This is a genomic window from Lactobacillus sp. wkB10, assembly GCF_000760615.1.
GTDB lineage: Bacteria > Bacillota > Bacilli > Lactobacillales > Lactobacillaceae > Lactobacillus > Lactobacillus huangpiensis.
On the sequence record NZ_JRJB01000005.1, the window covers coordinates 117,024 to 131,336 of the forward strand.

Annotated in this window: 16 protein-coding genes; all 16 read right to left on the reverse strand. The window is 35.0% G+C overall.

The genetic code is table 11. The annotated features are described in order from the left end of the window. Positions 1–65 precede the first annotated feature (65 nt). Positions 66–494 (reverse strand): DUF1828 domain-containing protein, encoded by a 429-nt coding sequence (locus LACWKB10_RS04650; RefSeq protein ID WP_052060285.1) that lies wholly within the window; start codon positions 492–494, stop codon positions 66–68. Continuing rightward, on the reverse strand, positions 478–2,856 hold the full coding sequence (locus LACWKB10_RS04655; RefSeq protein ID WP_034979356.1) for an ATP-dependent RecD-like DNA helicase: 2,379 nt from the start codon (positions 2,854–2,856) through the stop codon (positions 478–480). The genes LACWKB10_RS04650 and LACWKB10_RS04655 overlap by 17 nt, the downstream gene beginning before the upstream one ends. Continuing rightward, positions 2,849–3,496 carry a tetratricopeptide repeat protein gene (locus LACWKB10_RS04660; protein ID WP_034979360.1) on the reverse strand — a complete coding sequence of 216 codons (648 nt, stop codon included), beginning with the start codon at positions 3,494–3,496 and terminating at the stop codon, positions 2,849–2,851. The genes LACWKB10_RS04655 and LACWKB10_RS04660 overlap by 8 nt, the downstream gene beginning before the upstream one ends. Then, a complete protein-coding gene (locus LACWKB10_RS04665) occupies positions 3,493–4,149 on the reverse strand; it encodes a histidine phosphatase family protein (RefSeq protein ID WP_034979363.1) in 657 nt (218 codons plus the stop codon). Before LACWKB10_RS04665 ends, LACWKB10_RS04660 begins: the two co-directional genes overlap by 4 nt. A 118-nt stretch (positions 4,150–4,267) precedes the next feature. Further along, the gene (gene mnmA, locus LACWKB10_RS04670) at positions 4,268–5,392 is read right to left on the reverse strand and encodes a tRNA 2-thiouridine(34) synthase MnmA (protein ID WP_034979485.1); all 1,125 of its coding nucleotides are present in this window, start codon (positions 5,390–5,392) and stop codon (positions 4,268–4,270) included. Between the two features lie 5 nt (positions 5,393–5,397). Beyond that, a complete protein-coding gene (locus LACWKB10_RS04675) occupies positions 5,398–5,739 on the reverse strand; it encodes a DUF1831 domain-containing protein (protein WP_034979365.1) in 342 nt (113 codons plus the stop codon). Positions 5,740–5,793: 54 nt separating this feature from the next. Next, on the reverse strand, positions 5,794–6,945 hold the full coding sequence (locus LACWKB10_RS04680) for a cysteine desulfurase family protein (RefSeq protein ID WP_034979369.1): 1,152 nt from the start codon (positions 6,943–6,945) through the stop codon (positions 5,794–5,796). A gap of 3 nt (positions 6,946–6,948) precedes the next feature. Further along, positions 6,949–7,644: a 5'-methylthioadenosine/adenosylhomocysteine nucleosidase gene (locus LACWKB10_RS04685; protein ID WP_034979372.1), complete on the reverse strand. Its 696-nt coding sequence runs from the start codon at positions 7,642–7,644 to the stop codon at positions 6,949–6,951. Between the two features lie 19 nt (positions 7,645–7,663). Next, positions 7,664–8,002 carry a hypothetical protein gene (locus tag LACWKB10_RS04690; protein WP_034979375.1) on the reverse strand — a complete coding sequence of 113 codons (339 nt, stop codon included), beginning with the start codon at positions 8,000–8,002 and terminating at the stop codon, positions 7,664–7,666. A 1-nt stretch (position 8,003) separates the two neighbouring features. Beyond that, positions 8,004–8,567, reverse strand: coding sequence for an NUDIX hydrolase (locus LACWKB10_RS04695; protein ID WP_034979378.1), 564 nt, complete (start codon positions 8,565–8,567; stop codon positions 8,004–8,006). A gap of 14 nt (positions 8,568–8,581) precedes the next feature. Further along, positions 8,582–8,788 carry a cold-shock protein gene (locus LACWKB10_RS04700; RefSeq protein ID WP_034979379.1) on the reverse strand — a complete coding sequence of 69 codons (207 nt, stop codon included), beginning with the start codon at positions 8,786–8,788 and terminating at the stop codon, positions 8,582–8,584. Next, positions 8,788–11,577, reverse strand: coding sequence for an isoleucine--tRNA ligase (ileS, locus tag LACWKB10_RS04705; RefSeq protein WP_034979381.1), 2,790 nt, complete (start codon positions 11,575–11,577; stop codon positions 8,788–8,790). The genes LACWKB10_RS04700 and ileS overlap by 1 nt, the downstream gene beginning before the upstream one ends. Before the next feature lie 220 nt (positions 11,578–11,797). Then, positions 11,798–12,598 (reverse strand): DivIVA domain-containing protein, encoded by an 801-nt coding sequence (locus LACWKB10_RS04710; protein WP_034979384.1) that lies wholly within the window; start codon positions 12,596–12,598, stop codon positions 11,798–11,800. Beyond that, positions 12,565–13,347 carry an RNA-binding protein gene (locus LACWKB10_RS04715; protein ID WP_034979487.1) on the reverse strand — a complete coding sequence of 261 codons (783 nt, stop codon included), beginning with the start codon at positions 13,345–13,347 and terminating at the stop codon, positions 12,565–12,567. The genes LACWKB10_RS04710 and LACWKB10_RS04715 overlap by 34 nt, the downstream gene beginning before the upstream one ends. 211 nt (positions 13,348–13,558) lie before the next feature. Continuing rightward, positions 13,559–13,864 carry a YggT family protein gene (locus tag LACWKB10_RS04720; RefSeq protein ID WP_034979387.1) on the reverse strand — a complete coding sequence of 102 codons (306 nt, stop codon included), beginning with the start codon at positions 13,862–13,864 and terminating at the stop codon, positions 13,559–13,561. Beyond that, positions 13,864–14,304, reverse strand: coding sequence for a cell division protein SepF (locus tag LACWKB10_RS04725; RefSeq protein ID WP_034979390.1), 441 nt, complete (start codon positions 14,302–14,304; stop codon positions 13,864–13,866). The genes LACWKB10_RS04720 and LACWKB10_RS04725 overlap by 1 nt, the downstream gene beginning before the upstream one ends. Positions 14,305–14,313: the final 9 nt, after the last annotated feature.

Genomic DNA, 14,313 nt, shown 5'->3' on the forward strand with positions numbered 1-14,313 from the left:
ATATTAATAATTTAATCATTATTTTTTAAAATTAGCAATAAAAAATAGTATTTAGTGATAGCTTTTTAATTAAGATATGAAACGTTTACTTCTAATTGTCCTAATTGCATAATGTTTTCAGCCAAAGTTTGTTCATTACATTCACAGCTGATAACTCCATTTTCAACATTAAAAGAAAAGCCACTGGCTGTGATTAAATCTTCGCTGGCAGCTATTAAATCTTCGTCACTTGCGCTGGGATCTAACTTAAAAAGTGTACGACCATCATCTGTAACTTTATATTTATCAAATTCAATTTTCTCGACAAAGCAATACACTGATTCGCCAAATGAATCTTTAAAAATAGTTTCAATTTCAAATGTGTCTGGATCAAAATTTAAAATATGAGTGTTAGTGGCAACCCACTCTGCAAGTTCTTTCTGCAAGTTTATACTAACTTGTTCATTTTTTATCTTTGCCATTGTTTTTAAAAGTACCTTATTTTGTTTTTGCATCTAATTTAATGTCCTGCATCCCAATCATAGGATCAATTCGACCCGAATAAATCAATTCCGGTGTTAATATATGATCCTGAGTTAGATCTTCAAGCACATCAGAATTTGCTTCTTCTTGTTCATTTTTATTTTTACCTGAATCTTTTTCTTGAACAGTTTTATCTTGCACATTTAATATTTTTTGCAGTTTAACTGTTAATCCTGTCTGACGGTCATTACCAGAAGTATTAAAAGCCATTTCATAAGCGCGAGGATCACCAATTAAAACCAAATTTTTCTCTGCACGAGTTACAGCAGTGTACAATAAGTTACGTTTAAGCATGACATAGTTTTGCATAGTCAAACTCAAAATAACTAACGGGAATTCAGAGCCTTGAGCTTTGTGAATGGTAATTGCGTATGCTCTGGTTAAATCAAACAGATCTTTTTTACTAAAGGTTATTTCTCTGTCATCAAAATCAGCCACCATGCATTTTTGAGAATTATCATTATCAATTGCGAGGATTTTACCGATTTGGCCATTATAAATGTCTTTTTCCGGATTATTTTGTAATTGCAAAATGCGGTCACCAATGCGAAAAATTTCATCGTGTACTTCCAGTGTTTTACTGTTTTGCTTTGAAGGATTAATAATTTCTTGAATAACATTATTCAAATTGTTAACCCCGCCATCACCTTGGTACATTGCTCCTAGTACCTGAACGTCATCAGGATCAAAACCCTTTGCTAAAGCACGTTGGACGATTTGACTAACAACATGCGAAACTTCATGCGGTGGACATGAAATAAATGAGTAGTTTTTGGTCTTTTTAAATAATTCCTGAGGGTTCTTTCCTTCATTAATGTCATGAGCCAACGTAATAATGCTGGAATCATCTCCTTGACGGTGAATTTGCTTCAGAACGGTTGTAGGAAAGACCTGTGATTTGATTAAATCAGCAAAAACGTTTCCTGCACCAACTGATGGCAGTTGATCCTTATCACCAACAAAAACAATGTGCTTAGTTTCGTTAATGCTGGAAACCAGTTGCCTAAACAAAAACATATCTACCATCGACATTTCATCAATAATTAAAATTTCACCATTTAATTCATTCAGATCAGTTGCATCATTTTCACCAATCCCTAAACCTAGCAAACGATGGATAGTTTTAGCTGTAATCCCAGTAATTTCTTCCATTCTCTTGGCTGCACGACCAGTGGGTGCAGCAAGTAAAAATGGCGGGTCTGTACTATAAAGAGACGATGATGGTATTTCTGCCAACTCTTTCAATGCTAATAAAATACCGTTTATGATAGTAGTTTTACCAGTTCCGGGACCACCAGTTAAAATTGAAATTGGATTAGATAGTGCGTTTTTAATCGCTGCCTTTTGAGTATTATCATAGTGAATTTTCAGCTTAGTTTCAGAGTTAGCTATTGCAAGGTTTAAATCTTTTTCACCGTAACTTGAACTCTTTTGCTTTTTTTCAACTAGATTTTTCATTGCGTTGGCAATATCAGTTTCAGTTTCATAAATTTCCTGTAATGCAGCGTTTTCTCCCATTACTACAACTTTACCTTGATGTTGGAGATTATTAACACAAGTTGCTATGGTGTCATACTCATTAATTTGAAGTAGTTTACCCGCTTCTTGCAGCAGCTGCTCAAGTTTAACGTATGTATTGCCTTCTTTAGCAACTTCATCAAGTAAAATTTGAAAAACAGCACCATTAACTCTTTTGGGATCATTTGAACTAATTCCTAATTTACTGCCAATTCGATCGGCACTCTTAAATGCATAACCTGTAACTTCAGCAATAGAAGCATAAGGATCTTCTTCAAGTTTAGCTAAGGTTTCGCCATGATAAAGTTGGTATAGTCTGCTCGCTACCTTCTTATTCAAACCAAATTGGGCCAGTTTTAATACAGTTTCAGAGTATGAATCCATTGTACTGACACCATTTAACAAACTCTCTTTTTGCTTTTTCGAAATTGACAAAGTTCGAACCTTTTCAGGTTTTTCCTTTAAAACTGTCAGTGCATCCATTCCCAAGTCTGAAATTATTGTATCAGCCGCTTTTTTACCAATCCCAGGAAATTTACTGGAACTTAAATAATTAATCAAACTACCTTTTTCATGAGGCAAGGCCAATTTATAATTATCACAACGAAATTGCAGACCAAATTTATTATGTACAATCAATCTTCCAGAAAAAGTATAAGTTGCACCAACTTGAACGTCTCCAAAACTGCCGGTTACTTTAATATCTTCTCGATCATATTTTTCTAATTTTCCGATTATGGCAACATCAAGTATCTTATACAAGTCTTGATCGTTTTCAAAAACTATTCTATTAATTTTTCCAGTAAATTCAGTCATTGTTTTTTCTCGCATCATTCACTAATTTTAGTAACGAAGAATATTTTTTTTGCTCTTGTTCAAAAACTTTAGGATCTTGCTTTTTTGACTTTGTTAAGTATTTTTCAGCCTCTTGGCGATTTCTAGCTAAAACTGTTATTCCCAGCATGAAATTGATTTTGGCCGATCTTTTTTTGGTATCTATTTTTTTATAAGTTGACTCTGCTTCCTGAATTTTACCGAGGCTTAGCCAAATATCCCCTATTAATTCCAACACTTTTGCATCAACATTCTTAATTGTCAGAGCGTATGCCAGTGCTTTTTGGCTTTGACCAACTTTGAAAAAAACGAGTGCTTTTTGATATAAAACTAAATCATCATTAGGAATTTGATTAAGGATTTTTAGTGCCAGATCAAATTTACCTTGTAAATAGTAACAAACGGCCAAATCATAATCCAAATCCTGAGGATGAGTAACTAACTTTTTGGCTTTTTCTAAAAGTTCAGTTGCTTGGTCATTACTGCCCTGTTCTATTAAATAAGTTGCCAAATTTAAATAGTTTTCACTATTTTGCGGTTGTTTATCAATTTTCGTTATTAGTTTGTGTACCTTTTTGGAAACCCCGTTTGAATTATCAGCTATTTTTCTTTTTTGTCTCATAATGAATCCGAATCTACCATTTTCCTGTCCAAAAATTTCGTCTCATTCCACACCAGAGCTTTAAAGGTTTTGCCCCTATCTTTTGTTTCCAAAATAGTAAGGCTAGTATTGCTTAAACCACCATTCTGGCGGATATCCGGTAGCGAATAACCCAATAATCCACCCATAATCGCTCCAAGAGCTGCTCCATGGCTCACTGCCAGTATTTTATCATCTTGTTTAAATTGTAGTCCAACGTCTCTGCCAAAGCTTTTACCACGTGCAATTACCTCAGGATAATTTTCTCCTCCAATGCTGTGACCATCATATTTCTCAGGTTCGTCCCAAATATCAGTGACTTGCTTCGGATACCTGGCTTTAGCCTCAGTAAACGTAAGTCCTTCCATTTCCCCCAAATCAAATTCTCGCAAACGATCATCTATCTTGAGAGAAAAGGGATTACCTAGATTCTTAGTAAGTTTTTCTGCAGTAGTTCTGGCTCTTTTCAGAGGGCTTGAATAGATTGCTGCGAATTTTGTTTGACCTAAAAAGTCGCTTAATTTTTGAATATCAATTAAACTTTGAGGTAAAAGTGGTGAGTCACCATGTGCTCCTTGAAAACGTTTCTGTAAGTTCCACTCTGTTTTACCATGTCTGACAAAATAAATCTGCATTCATTAATTACTCTTTTCTGTAACTGTTATTTTCTAGTTTATCATTTAATAGTTTAAAAGAGAAAACGAAGACAAATAAAAAGGAAAATGTTTATAAACATTTTCCTTTCAAGTGACATTAAACTAATTGAAGCTGAAGATCATTTTGATAGGCACAATCAATATTGCCGCCACCAAGACATTCCTCACCCTGATAAAGAACAAGAGCTTGTCCGGGTGTAACTGCCCGGGCTGGCTCATCAAAGTATACTTTCGCCTTGTTTTTTTCTGCATCATAAGATACCGTTACCCCAACATCAGGTTGGCGATAACGAAACTTGGCACTGCAATGAATTTTGAAATCGTGATCAGGCTGTCCGGTAAAGAATGACATATCACTAGCTTCCAATTCAGTGGCGTAAAGCAATTTGCTGTCATATCCTTGCTCGACGATCAATTGATTTTTTTGTAGATCCTTACCAACCACAAACCATGGAGCAGTTGATTCTTTTGTTGAACCCAGTCCTAATCCTGATCTTTGACCAATTGTATAATACATTAGTCCTGCATGATGGCCAACTACTTTTCCATCTGGTGTGATCATCTCTCCAGATTGAGCCGGCAGAAATTCACTCAAAAATTTGCGAAAATTTCTTTCACCAATAAAACAAATACCAGTTGAATCTTTCTTTTTTGCTGTAGCCAAACCATTTTTGATTGCAATTTCGCGCACCTGGGGTTTAGTTAAATTAGCCAACGGAAAAATAACTCGACTAATCTGATTTTGGCTTAATTGACTTAAAAAGTAAGTTTGATCCTTATTGCCATCTTTAGGGCGCATCATATGAGTGATACCATTTTTGTCAGTTAAAGTTTTCGCATAATGACCCATTGCAATGTAATCTGCATCAAGATTAAGTGCAAATTCTAAAAATGATTTAAACTTTATCTGACTATTGCACATAACATCCGGATTAGGCGTACGGCCTTTTTTATATTCATTTAAAAAATACTCAAAAACGCGATGCCAATATTCTTTTTCAAAATTGATTGAATAGTAAGGAATCCCGATTTGATCTGCTACTCTTTTTACATCTTCGTAATCATCAGTAGCAGTGCAGACACCAGAATCATCAGTGTCATCCCAATTTTTCATAAATACGCCAATTACATCGTATCCCTGTTCTTTTAAAAGGAGTGCCGAAACGGAAGAGTCCACTCCCCCACTCATGCCAACTACAACTCTGGTTTTTTTCTTTACCAAATTAATCAATCCTTTACAGCAACAATAATATTGCGCTCTTCTAAATCCTTTAATATATAATCTAAAAGTTCAACAGTAGGAGCTAATTTTTCGTTCTTAAAAATGTTGACCTTTTGTAAACCATTTTTGTCTGTGACAACCATGGTCAGATGAGTCATTTCTTTATTTATGGTCATCTTCAGTTTAGTTGGAGCATTATACGGCGAATCATTATAAAGTGGATGCTCATAATTAAAATTACCCTTAACTGTTTTAACAAAACCTGCATCAATCAGAGCGTATAATTTTAGTTCTGGACTAAGGGTAAACTTGCGTTTATCCCCATTAATAATAACTGTATTTGCCATAATTCTACCTCACTTACTAATAATAAGCATATTTAACTAAAAAAGCAATTAAATTTATTTATTCTGGATTTTGCTCACAATTTTAGCTAGTTCCTTTGCGAAGACTCTAACTTCTTCTTCAGTGGTGTAACGTCCAAAAGAAATGCGAATAGATTCATTTATTCTCGGAGAATTTTTACCAAAACAGGCAACTAAAACATGGGATGGTTCAATTGAACCTGCAGTACACGCAGACCCCCCTGAAACAGCAAAACCAGCTAAATCCAAATTTGTCTGCAAAACTGTTGTTGGAATACCATTAAAATGCAAGTTCAACACATGATGAGAATCAAATTTTTTTGTTCCACCGTTAACTTGATATTTAACATTAGATTGATTGAGCTCATTTAAAATAAGATTTTGCAAGTTCTGATATTTAGTTTGCAAATTTTCTTTATCTATCGCTGCAATTTCAGTGATAGCTTCACCAAAACCGGCAATTCCAGGCACATTTTCTGTTCCTGCTCTACGCTTGGTTTCTTGCTCTCCACCATAAACTAGAGGCGGTAAATTAAGCGAGTTCTTTTCATATAAAAATCCAAGGAATTTAGGACCATTTATTTTATGAGCTGAAGTTGATAATAAATCAATATTCATCTTAACAACATCAAGATCTATATTGCCTAATCCTTGTACAGCATCAACATGAAAGTATGCATTGCTTTGTTTTACTATATTGCCAATTTCAGTCAAAGGATTAATTGTTCCCAATTCATTATTAACGGCCATAATGGAAACTAAGGTAGTTTGTGGAGTTAGTGCATCTTTTAAATCGGCGAGTGAAATACAACCATTATCATCGACATCAAGATATATGACTTCATAGCCTTCACTTTCTAAACGTTTCATCGGCTCTAAAACAGATGGATGCTCAATCTTGGTTGTAATTATACGTTTACCGATATCTTGACGACTATGAGCAGTCCCAAAAATAGCAGTATTATTGCTTTCTGAACCACCTGAAGTAAAAATTATTTCATTTTCCTTTGCGTTAATAATTCTGGCAGCTTCTTGTCTTGCCTGATCAATAGCATGTCGTGCTTTGCGGCCCAGTTCATAAGTACTTGAGGCATTACCAAAATTGTTTTTCATTTCACCGGTTATTACGTCAATTACTTTAGGCGACATTGGTGTCGTAGCAGCATTGTCCAGATAAATTTCTGTCATTTGTTAATTCATCTTCTCTATGTAAGTACAAATAATCTTTGCAGCCTTAGCTCCCACTTTTTGAGCAAAATGATCAAAATCCTCGTTCGCGTCTTGATTTCCATTGTCAGAAATAGCTCGTACAGCTATCAAAGGTTTTTCAAAATGATAAGCTACCTGAGCAAAAGCAGCTCCTTCCATTTCAACACCTAATGCGTGAGCAAAATTTTGCTTTATCTCATCTTTTTGCTTCTCAGAGCCAATGAAGGAATCACCTGTAACAATTAATCCCTCTTTAAATTCAATGTTGTTTTCTTGCAAAAACTGTGCAAATTCCTTTCTCTCAGAGGAATTTAAGTCAAATTTAGCTGGTTCTCCAGGTATTTGTCCTTCAACATAATTACCTGCCAAAGTATTATGAGCATCGTGATATGCAAACGAATCAGCTAAAATCAAATCTTCTCTGTGAACTTGCTTTTGCAATGATCCCGCCGTACCAGTCATGAAAATCAAATCAATATCAACATTGCTTAGTAAACTGGCTAAATTCATAGCAGCCTGCACTTTGCCTATTCCACTCAAACCAATGTACAAATCATTGTGGTTAACGCAAAAATGCTCGAATGTAGTAGATCCGAACATTTCTTTGTGACCAGAGTGAAAATACTTATGATAATATTCAGCCTCAATTTCCATTGGGACAATAATCGCTATCTTCATTTTTACCCTCGTTTTATTTTTATAAGTGAAATAACGCTAATAAAACCAAAATAATTAAAACAGCAACAATTAAAATTGCACGGTTAAGTTTACTTTTCAGCTTTAATGCCTTTTCTTGACTCGTGGTTAACTGAGACTGAGATTTGTTCTCTTCTCTTCTTGGAGCCTGCTCCTGTTTTTTTACCCTGTCATTTGCAAAATCATTTGATTCTGCAACTTCATCTTTATCACGGGTAAAATCAGGATTAACATCAACTTCATCATCACTATCATCAAAAGCAGATTTAATTGTATTTAAAAAGTTTTTGCTTTTTTTATGTTTTAATTTTTTACGGTAATCAGATCGTTTTTCAGTCATTTTATTCCTTTGCGTCAGCACCGGTGAGCAGCATGTTTTCCCAAACACTCATTGCATATAATGTCTTGGCATCAACGATTTTACCCTGTGCCGAAAGTCTTTTCAACTCTTCCAAACTAAACCAATGACTAGTTAAAAACTCATCAGGATCAAGATCTTTTTTATCAGTCAATTTAGTTAATGTATCGCAATAAAATAAGTAGAGTTTCTCATTAGTAAAACCGGGAGATGAATAAAACTCAGTTATCTTTTCCCAGTAGTCTGCATGATAGCCGCCTTCTTCGTTTAACTCTCTTTTCATTGCATCAAGTGGACTAGCATCAGTTTCGTCTATTAAACCTGCTGGAATTTCTAAAGTCAACTCTTTGATAGGCTCACGCCATTGTTCAACTAACAGCATTTCCTGCTTTTCATTCACAGCTATAGCAGCTGATGCAGGTTGATGTTTTACTACTTCTCTTGTAGCAGTCTCACCATTAGGCAATTTGATCGTTCTTACTGAAAGATCAACTATACGACCTGTAAAAATTTGTTTTGAAGAGATTTCAGTTTCTGTTAAATCCATTATTCACTTTCCTGCTAATCAGCTAAATATACATTAACACATTGCAATCCATTTTTTCCTTGAGCGAGCTGATATTTGACTTTTTGTCCGACATGTAAGCAACGATATCCTTCTTCTTTAATAGCAGTATAAAAGACAAAGTACGCCTTTTGATTTTCATCGTCAGTGATAAAACCAAAACTACTGTTTTGATCAAACTGCTTTACCTTACCGTAACGCATTATTCTTCTAAACCTTCTTGTACAGCTTCAGGATAATCTTCTTTAACAATTTTAGCACATCTGCCACAAAGCATTGGTACTTCGCTATCAGCTCCAATATCCGTTCTGATCATACGACACCGAGGACAAACTTCACCTTCTGCATGTTCAACAAGAAATGCACCATTTGGTAATTTTTCTGCATTTGCAGGTGCTTCACCATCAGCAATAGTTAATTTAGAAACTATTAAAATTTGCCTAAAGTTTGCATCTAGATTGGCTAAAACTGCTCTCATCTCATCAGTCGGATAAACTGTAACTCCTGCTTCGAAAGATTTACCAATTAATTTCTGATCTCGTGCTTCTTCTAAGACTTTCAAAACATCATCGCGGAAATTCATAAACTTCTTCCAGTTATCAAGGAGATTATCATGATTTGCATATTGTTCAATTTCAGGCATTTCAGCAAGTTGGGCGTAATCTTCTTTTTCCTTTAAGAAAGACCAAACTTCCTCCATAGTATGTGGCAAGATAGGCGTCAAAACCTTAGCCAACTTAACTGCTGCATCATAAATCACTGTTTGCATTGACCTTCTTGCATGACTATTTTTACTCTCAATGTAAAGAACATCTTTGGCAAAGTCCAAATAAAATGCTGAAAGATCATTAGAAATGAATGCAAAAATCTTTTTATAAACATTATTAAAATCGTAACGCTCATAACTGTCAAGACAATTTTTAACCAAATCGTTGAGTTTAACTTCCATATATTGGTCAATGGAGTTTAGATCTTCATAAGCGACTCTATTTGTTTGTGGGTCAAAATCAGAAGTATTAGCCAACATATAACGGAAAGTATTTCTTATTTTGCGGTAACTTTCAGAAGCTTGGCGCAAAATATTTTGTGAAACAGCAACATCAGAAGTAGTGTCTACAGAAGCTACCCACAAGCGAATAATTTCTGCTCCCATTTGTTTGATAACGTCGTTTGGCGAAATTACATTACCTAACGATTTAGACATTTTATGTCCTTTTTCATCCAAAACGAAACCTTGAGACAAAATACCGCGATAAGGTGCTTTACCCGTGGCAGCTACAGAAGTAATCAGACTTGAGTTAAACCAACCACGGTACTGGTCACTGCCTTCAAGATATAGATCACATGGGAATTTCAAGTCTGGTCTTTTAGCCATTACAGCCTGATGAGAAGACCCAGAATCAAACCAAACATCTAAAATGTCTTTTTCCTTAGTAAATTTTCCATTTGGTGAATGCTCAGAAGTAAATCCGTCTGGCAACAATTCCTTGGCACTTCTTCTATACCAGGCATTTGACCCCTCTTTGGCAAAAATCTGGGCAATATGTTCAATAGTTTCTGGTGTGACAATCGCAGTACCATCTTCTGCATAAAAGATTGGCAATGGAACTCCCCATGCACGTTGTCTTGAGATTACCCAATCACCACGATCCTTAATCATATTGTGCAAGCGTAATTGACCCCAGGATGGCGTGAATTTAACCTTATCAATTTGATCAAGAATCTGTTGACGGAACTTTTCAACTGAAGCAAACCATTGTGTAGTAGCTCGATAAATCACAGGTTTCTTTGTACGCCAATCATGAGGATAAGAGTGAGTAAAGAAGCTAAGCTTAAGTAAATTGCCTGATTTCTTTAATTTTTCACTGACGACTTTATTAGCATCATCATAAAACAACCCTGCTAAATCTGGATCGTTAATATCTTCAGTAAAGCAACCTTTGTCGTCCATTGGACTGTACACCGGAATACCATATTTTTGAGCAACATTATAGTCATCTTCACCAAATCCTGAAGCTGTATGAACTAGTCCAGTACCATCACTGGCAGTAACGTGCATCGCATTCATCAAAATAGAATCACGATCATATAAAGGATGCTTAGCAACCATATGATCCATTTCAGTACCCTTAAGATGCTGAACTACTTCATAGTCCTTCCAACCTAATTCTTCAGCAACTGCTGCCAAACGATCAGTTCCAACAACATAACGCTTAGCCCCAACTTGAACAACCGAGTAATCAAAACCTGGGTTAACAGTAATACCCTGATTAGTAGGGATAGTCCAAGGTGTAGTTGTCCAAATTAAGAAATATGTATTTTTCGGATCTAAAATGCCCTTACCGTCTTTTACAGGAAATGAAACATAAATCGAAGGTGATTTAATATCATGATATTCAACCTCAGCTTCAGCCAATGTTGATTCACTTGAAGGTGACCAATAAACAGGTTTTTTACCTTTATAGATATAACCTTTTTCATACATTTTACCAAAGACACGAATTTCTTCTGCTTCGTATTCGGGTTGATAAGTAATGTAAGGGTGATCCCAATCTCCCATTACTCCCAGTCGCTTAAAGTCGGTCATTTGCTTTTTAATTTCTTGACTGGCAAAATCTTGACAAAGTTGACGATAATCAGCAAGATTCATTTTTTTGCGGTTAACACCCTGTTTAGTTAATTGCTGTTCGACTGGCAAGCCATGCGTGTCCCATCCTGGTACATAGGGAGCATAATATCCATTCATGTTTTTAAAGCGAACAATTATATCTTTAGAAATTTTGTTCATGGCATGACCAATATGAATATTACCATTTGCAAAAGGAGGACCATCGTGTAAATCAAATCTTGGTTTTCCTTTATTCAGCTTTAACCTCTGTTCATATAATTTATTTTCTTCCCATTCTTTTTGCCATTGTGCTTCACGAACTGGCAAATTGCCCCGCATCTTAAATTTGGTTTTACCCAGATTAAGTGTATCTTTTACTTTCATATTAATCCTTCCTATAAAAAAACCTCGTCCTATGATTAGGGCGAGGTTAATATCGTGGTACCACCTAAATTGAGTTGTTAAACTCCACTTAACGATTGCGTATCGTGCAACTAACGTAACAAACTAATACTAACAGCTGATCAACCATTAAGCTCTTATATTAGTCTCACACCATCGCTAATTCGCTGAATTGCTCTCAAGTTTTACTGTCAGTTTGTTATTAATGATTTTTATAGTCATCTGGGAAAATAACAGTAGTACCAGAGCCATTATTAGAACTAGTATCTTCGTTATTAACAGTTTCAACACTAGGACTGTCACCAGTCATTGGTTTAGGACTATTATTATCTTCTTCAGTGTCTTGTTCAAAGTTTACTTCATCATCAATGCCATTGTCAACCTCTACTTCTTCGTCTTCGTCGATATCTTCATCATCATCGTCTTCATCGACATCTTCGTCTTCATCAGTTAACATTATTGGTTCAGCACCATCTGGGGGATAAAATCGTTCAGTATCGAAATATTTATCGAGTGCTTTTTGCCATTTTTCATCGTTGAGATTATCAATTGCTTTTTGTAAAAGATCTTGAATATAAGAGCGATAACCTGAAGCTTCCTTTTTCACACGTTCATAGTCTGATTTAATAGTTTCAAGTTGTTGACGTTGATAATCAGTATCAATTTTTGCTTGTTCAGTAGTATTATTAGCTTGAACTGTAGCATCATTGATAATTCTTTCTGCTTGAATTTTAGCGTTACCTACAGCTTCTTTCGTAGCATCTTCATTCTGCTTGTACTGTTTAACTTGTTTTTGTAAATCCGAAACCTGATCTTGCAAGTTCACAATTTCATTCTTCAAGTCAACCGTTTGATCTAACGCATCACCATAATCATTGATTATTTGGTCAAGAAAACTGTCTACTTCGCGCCTATCATAGCCACTTAAACCTCTCTTTTTGAATTCTTTATTATGAATTTCAAGCGGAGTCAATTTCTGCGATTCCTTTTTCTCGTCTGCCATAGCTTATACACCACCTTATACTTGCCTTTTCGTGTCGTTGATATATCCTTAATTTCACATCTGCCAAAATGTCTTAAACTTAAGACATCATTTTCATTAACCATTATATTAAAATCTTTGATACTATGCCAATTTAATTTAACTAAATTATCTGATATATATGTTTTTATTTTCTGTCTGCTATCATTTGTGATTGAAGCTAAAACTGCATCCAACCTTAGTGAAGAAACAATTGCAGTTAACAGTTCACTTTCATCATCAACTGCTATTACTTTCTGATTTAGACTAGGTCTTATTCTAACCCTTGTCTTTCCTATATAGGTGATTTCATATTGAAAAAAATCTTTTAGTTCGCTCTTAGCAAAAAATTGCCACTTACCATTGCCATCGGTAATAATGTCACCAAATGTTGAGGTTTCTATGCCTGCATTAGCTAGGCTTCCTAATATTGCACTATGTGACAAACAAGTAAATTTCTGAGGATATTCAATATTAAAAACTGTAACCTGATATGCAAGAGGTGCAATAGTATCCCAGTCTTCAGTTATAAAAACTCTTTTCTTTTCAGCATTTAAATACCCACCATAGCTCTGCAAACAAACTTCAGTGCCAGCTATTTTTTTAAGAACATCTCTTTCTCCAGGATTCAAAAAATCTGTTAAAACTTCTTCATGCTTGTCAAGAGCGTTATTTATGAGTCCGTTCATCTTATCTACTATTTTCTGGTCAGATAAATCACCTTTAAACAAAACATTCTTAGCATAAGCACTTCGTTTTGCTATGTTTTTTGTGTTCACACAATGCCCCCTGTTAATGAAGGTAAAAGACACATTGGTCTTTTCTAAAATCATTATAGCATGAACTTTAAAAGACATTCATTTAACAAAGAAAACTATTTGCATAATTCAGGAAAAAATAAAAGGCTGACAAATCATGAAATTTATCAGCTTTTTATAAAAATTAAACAAACAATCTAAATAAAATGTTTGCCACCCATCTTAAGACATAATTTTGCACAAAATAAAGTAATAGTAAGCCAATTAAAAATGAAATATCCAACCCAGTGGCATTAGATAGTCTTAGAATCGGTCCCTTACGGAAAAGGTTCAAATAAGGATCAATTAACAGATTAATAATGCGACCCAGACTTGAATCACGTAAAAAGGGAACCCAACTTAAAATTGCATCAATTACCATAATAATGCTGTAGATCCATATTATATAATCAAGAATGTTAATACCGTAATATATGATATTTGCTGCCATTAACTTAAAGTATCTTTCTTATCAACTAAGTCACTAATTTTGCCATTAGTAACGAATTTAGGAGGTGTTGCCAGAAATATCTTATCCCCGATGCGTTGAATTTCGCCATTCAGAGCATAAACTGTCCCCGTTATAAAATCGACAACTCTCCTAGCAGAGGCATCTTCCATCCTGCTAAAATTAATAATCACTGCTTTGTTATTCAACAAGTTTTGTGCAACATCCTTGGCATCAGAATAAACACGTGGCTCATAAAGAACAATTTTGCTCTTAGCCGCATTCATGCCGGACTTTATCGAAACTACATTGTCACGATCAACTGCACCAGCAGAATAATTGTCCTCATTATTTAATTGCTGGTCTTCTGCATATTCATCATCCAGCATTTCATCTTCATCATTTGCAACACCGAAAAATTTACCTATTTTACTAAAAGCCATTTTTCTTGC

Excerpts from the sequence above, each read along its gene's own strand:
- LACWKB10_RS04650 (WP_052060285.1), bottom strand. The coding sequence starts at position 494 with ATGCAAAAACAAAATAAGGTACTTTTAAAAACAATGGCAAAGATAAAA.
- LACWKB10_RS04655 (WP_034979356.1), bottom strand. The coding sequence starts at position 2,856 with ATGACTGAATTTACTGGAAAAATTAATAGAATAGTTTTTGAAAACGAT.
- LACWKB10_RS04660 (WP_034979360.1), bottom strand. The coding sequence starts at position 3,496 with ATGAGACAAAAAAGAAAAATAGCTGATAATTCAAACGGGGTTTCCAAA.
- LACWKB10_RS04665 (WP_034979363.1), bottom strand. The coding sequence starts at position 4,149 with ATGCAGATTTATTTTGTCAGACATGGTAAAACAGAGTGGAACTTACAG.
- LACWKB10_RS04675 (WP_034979365.1), bottom strand. The coding sequence starts at position 5,739 with ATGGCAAATACAGTTATTATTAATGGGGATAAACGCAAGTTTACCCTT.
- LACWKB10_RS04680 (WP_034979369.1), bottom strand. The coding sequence starts at position 6,945 with ATGACAGAAATTTATCTGGACAATGCTGCTACGACACCAATGTCGCCT.
- LACWKB10_RS04685 (WP_034979372.1), bottom strand. The coding sequence starts at position 7,644 with ATGAAGATAGCGATTATTGTCCCAATGGAAATTGAGGCTGAATATTAT.
- LACWKB10_RS04690 (WP_034979375.1), bottom strand. The coding sequence starts at position 8,002 with ATGACTGAAAAACGATCTGATTACCGTAAAAAATTAAAACATAAAAAA.
- LACWKB10_RS04695 (WP_034979378.1), bottom strand. The coding sequence starts at position 8,567 with ATGGATTTAACAGAAACTGAAATCTCTTCAAAACAAATTTTTACAGGT.
- LACWKB10_RS04700 (WP_034979379.1), bottom strand. The coding sequence starts at position 8,788 with ATGCGTTACGGTAAGGTAAAGCAGTTTGATCAAAACAGTAGTTTTGGT.
- ileS (WP_034979381.1), bottom strand. The coding sequence starts at position 11,577 with ATGAAAGTAAAAGATACACTTAATCTGGGTAAAACCAAATTTAAGATG.
- LACWKB10_RS04710 (WP_034979384.1), bottom strand. The coding sequence starts at position 12,598 with ATGGCAGACGAGAAAAAGGAATCGCAGAAATTGACTCCGCTTGAAATT.
- LACWKB10_RS04720 (WP_034979387.1), bottom strand. The coding sequence starts at position 13,864 with ATGGCAGCAAATATCATATATTACGGTATTAACATTCTTGATTATATA.
- LACWKB10_RS04725 (WP_034979390.1), bottom strand. The coding sequence starts at position 14,304 with ATGGCTTTTAGTAAAATAGGTAAATTTTTCGGTGTTGCAAATGATGAA.